This window comes from Gordonia sp. SGD-V-85 (genome assembly GCF_001456905.1).
Taxonomy (GTDB): Bacteria; Actinomycetota; Actinomycetes; order Mycobacteriales; family Mycobacteriaceae; genus Gordonia; species Gordonia hongkongensis.
In genome coordinates this window covers 1-4,076 of the sequence record NZ_LNQO01000047.1, presented here as the reverse complement: position 1 = coordinate 4,076, position 4,076 = coordinate 1, and the positions used below count along the sequence as shown (strand labels likewise).

3 protein-coding genes are annotated in these 4,076 nt (G+C 53.7%); all 3 read left to right on the top strand.

Features of this window, described 5'->3' with window-relative positions; translation table 11 throughout:
* Nucleotides 1-250: 250 nt before the first annotated feature.
* The 3 genes from AS181_RS24305 to AS181_RS24300 all read left to right on the top strand — a co-directional run bounded on the left by AS181_RS24305 (nucleotide 251) and on the right by AS181_RS24300 (nucleotide 3,852).
* Nucleotides 251-1,099, top strand: a complete 849-nt coding sequence (locus tag AS181_RS24305; RefSeq protein ID WP_058253942.1) for a hypothetical protein — start codon at nucleotides 251-253, stop codon at nucleotides 1,097-1,099.
* Between the two features lie 195 nt (nucleotides 1,100-1,294).
* Nucleotides 1,295-2,518: an ATP-binding protein gene (locus tag AS181_RS24830; RefSeq protein ID WP_082653035.1), complete on the top strand. Its 1,224-nt coding sequence runs from the start codon at nucleotides 1,295-1,297 to the stop codon at nucleotides 2,516-2,518.
* A gap of 2 nt (nucleotides 2,519-2,520) precedes the next feature.
* A complete protein-coding gene (locus AS181_RS24300; protein ID WP_139114281.1) occupies nucleotides 2,521-3,852 on the top strand; it encodes a DUF6414 family protein in 1,332 nt (443 codons plus the stop codon).
* The last annotated feature ends 224 nt before the right edge of the window (nucleotides 3,853-4,076 follow it).

Sequence of the window (4,076 nt, the reverse complement as noted above, 5' to 3'; positions counted from 1 at the left end):
CTCAAGCATCTCCCGAACGAACGCCTCTTGCTTGACGAGGTCCCCCGCCATGCTGATGAGCGCCTTGGCGATGCTGCGTGTGGACTCCGGATGCTCTCGGCGCACCGCGCTGACCGTCACCCTGCCCTGATACTTCCGGTGACGACGACTCTTTTTCGATTTCTTCATAAGCACCCCCTCACGCCTTATAATGAGACATAGCGGAGACAATAACCACTCCCAATCATTGTAGATTGAATAGGAAGCGTGAATGGCGGATATAGACCCGAAAATTAAACCAATTCTCGAACATCTCTTTGGGATGCAAACCGGGTACGTTCTGGACTTTAGCAATAGATCCTTCAGTGAGTTTGTCGATGAAAGCGTCGGGTCCGACGTTGACAACCGCACGATAGACGCAGGGTCAAAAGCGAATCGATTACGAGCCATCTGGCAGCAAGAAGATAACCACGTAGTCGCTAAGCTCAACATCGACCTGCTCGACCACCTGGAGACAAAGCGATTGCTCGCGAATAAACCCCTAACCTCAAGTGAAGAAGAGTTGGTGGCAAAGTGCCGAGAATCTATGCAATCCCTTGCCGGCGGAAGTGGAGCCGGATGCGACCGGGCGAGCGCGGCTGACCTGCAGTTTCTCGAAAAGGACATTGCAAAAGTCGATCTAGCAACGCTTGCGGTAGCGGTTAGCTTCGCGGAAGTCACCAAGCAACGGCTGGAGGAGATCGATCGCTGCCTCGATGCCAACGCCCCGCTCGCGGTGATCTTCCTCTGCGGAAGCACCCTTGAAGGGCTTCTTCATGAGATCGCCGACAAACGCCCGGCTGATTTCAATCAGGCAACCAGCGCGCGGAAAGACAGCAAAACCAACAAGGTCCGACCATTTCGCGACTGGTCGTTATCCGACCTGATCAGTGTGTCGCGCGAACTAGGCATTCTTGGACAGGACGTCGTCAAGTTCTCGCACTCAGTTCGTGACTTCCGAAACTACATTCATCCTAGGCAACAAATCCAAGAGAACTTCATGCCTCGTATAGAGACAGCTAAAGTCGCTCATCAAGTGCTCTTGGCAGCGATGGCAGATATTGCCAAACTCGGCAAGTAGCGGATTACACTTAAACAGGTTAGCCTCGGCCGCTCAGCCTATCATCTGGAGCTCAAGAGAGTCGCCCTCCCCTAGTCCACGAAAGTTGCCATATGAGGCGAAAATGAGTAGTGGCTAAAACAAGCTCCTAGATAAATCCCTTTCGCGCCGCTTCTCACAGAAGACCAGAACACTCGAAAATGATAATATAGATGTATGACTGAAATTGTCGAGGTTGACGACATATTTATTGGAGCCCCAGCGCTGGTTACTGCCGTATCGATCGACGGGCTCAGAGTCGACTTCAGACTTCCTAACGGCAAGGTGGGAAACTTCACCAACTCGCAACCTGTTGACTTAGCTACGGGCGACGTAATCTTGATCAATGAGGAAGCCAGCCAGTATCGAAAATCGGACCTAACTAAGTGGCCGGAACCAACGAAGATCGGCGTTGTCCGGCACATTTTGGAGGCGGGCGTTCTGGTAGATGATAGCTTCACGCCACAATTAATTCCTAATCGCGAGCCTGGGACCACCAAGCTAGGTCAGACCGTTGAGTTTGGCGAAGTGGGCGTACATCGAGTTCTTTCCGATAAGCCACTCCTTCCGCAACGTGTTGGATCTGACGATGTAAATCCAGTTCAGTACCTATGGGAGGATGGCGAAGACGATCTGACTTTCGACGACTTTGGCGGATATCCTGATGTCGTTGCACGCGCACGCGAACTAATTGAAATACCACTGGAGCGAGAGCGTGAACTCAAATCTATCGGTGCGCGGCCCATCAAGGGTGTACTTTTTACTGGACCACCAGGGACTGGTAAGACACACCTTGCCAGGATTATCGCTAATCAGTCAGACGCATCATTCTACTCGGTGAGCGGGCCCGAAATAATTAGCAAGTGGGTCGGCGATAGTGAAGGCAACCTTCGGGCTCTCTTTGAGGAAGCGGCTAGCAAAGAAAGAGCTATCATATTCTTCGACGAAATCGACAGCTTGGCGGAGGAGCGTAGTGGAGACACACATGAGGCATCTAAACGCGTGGTCGCCCAGTTGTTAACACTGATGGATGGATTCCAAACTAAGAACTCCAACATTATCGTGATCGCGGCGACCAACAGGCCCGACGATGTTGACCGCGCATTACGCCGTCCGGGGCGCTTTGATTGGCGGATCGAATTTCCCACGCCCAGTGTTACTGATCGACTGGAGATTCTCCGAGTGTCGATGAAACACCTCAATGTCAAGGAACCCGACGCCATGCCGCTTGCTCAGCTTGCGTCGCAAACCGAGGGGTGGTCTGCAGCTCGCCTTACCCTACTCTGGACTGAAGCCGCACTAATTGCGGCTACAGATGCTCGCGATTCACTAAGAACCGAAGATCTCATGGCCGCCTTTGAGCGCCTTAACGAGCGTTCGGCCTCATCGGAGAAGGTGTAGACATGGCGAACAAGCAGCGATGGTGGGTCAGGCTGTGGGCGTGGGTGACTCGAAAGAAGGCCCGCGAGGTCAGGCGATCGCAGTTCCGAGAGTTCGTTTACCTAGATGACATCAGTGTGATCAGTCTTCTTGTGTCACGCGAAGGAGAACTGACCGAGCAAATTGAAGAGGGCAGCACACTCGAAGAGTCGGCTGGTTCAGAAGTCGGGAGTAGCTTGGGAGCGAAAGATACCAGCTTCAGTGCCAAATCTACTTTCCAGACCAAGAGTAGTCAATCCGTGCAAGCAACGCGAAAGGCGAACATCCAGTCACAGTTTCGCCGGCTCCATCAGAGGGTGAAAGACGCTGAGTTACTGTTCCCTGTAGACAGCCCCGACTTCATCGATTCTAAAGACAAACTGCTTCGACAACGCGGCTCATGCGCAAAGGTCCCGTCGGTTGTGCGCGGCACGCTCCTCGAGCTCGAGGTAAAGCTACGCGCCGATCCTGTGTTCAGAATGAGCTCAATCATTAGTGAGATTGCGAGCATGAGCGAAGAGCACGCTGACGTATTCGGGACCCCTGCCGCAGGCCTTATACCAGGTCAGATGAAGTCCATGGGTAAGCTCCTCGATCGCTTCATGGCTGGCCTAGTACCCATCCGCTCCGTGGTCACAAACGTCCGACTCTACGAGTCGGACGATGAGCAGTACCTTGTTGAGGCAAGCATTGCCGAACAGCTGAATCTACCGACAACCGAAATCGAGTTAGTTGGAGTTCTGGAACGCGATCGTTTCTGGAAAGATATGCGACGCGTACTATTCTCCGACGCAAGGGTCACAGTGCTGGGGCGCGTCAGCATCGACGGCCTGCAAGACTCTTGGACCCCTGTTAAGCAACTGGACCTTTTCAGAAACACCATCCCAGGCGGAGAAGACGCCATCGCGGCGTTCCAGAATATCACCTTCGACGAAGGTGAGGAGCTCCCGGCTGATCAAGATAATGCTTTCGGGCGGGTTCTTGATATCTATGCCAGCCTTATTGTGGCCGATGGGGGTCGCCAGCTATCCGAGCAGGAGAAGCGTCAGCTGGACGCCAGCATAACAGTCAATCGGGTCCATGGCGGCAGGGCGGACAGCGAGCGACAGGCCTTCCGAGATGTCAACGACCAGCTAGCACGGTTCGGCTTCAGTAATACGGAGCCTGAGCGCGATGCCGATCTCCGGCACGAGGCGAGAATCAGAGCGGCTGCCCAGACCCCGGATTCAGCGGATGCCAGTAGCGACAGTCAGACACCGGAGCGCGAAGCCGACCGTCACCTCGTTGAGGTAGAAGTCATCGCAATGTACTGGTAGCAGGCGATGTCAAGACATCAAACGTGCTTCAAACCCCATTGATCTCTGTACGCCGGTGGGTTTCGAGTTGAACCGTAAGAAGTTCAAACTCGGACTACCCCTGTTGATTGAAAATGATTTCCATTTGGCGGAAGGAACGTCATGGCTTTCAAACCTCAGTAGCGAGACTAACCATCTGCTCAATCTGCCTTCTGACCTGCCCAAACCCCGGCGCGGATGACCCG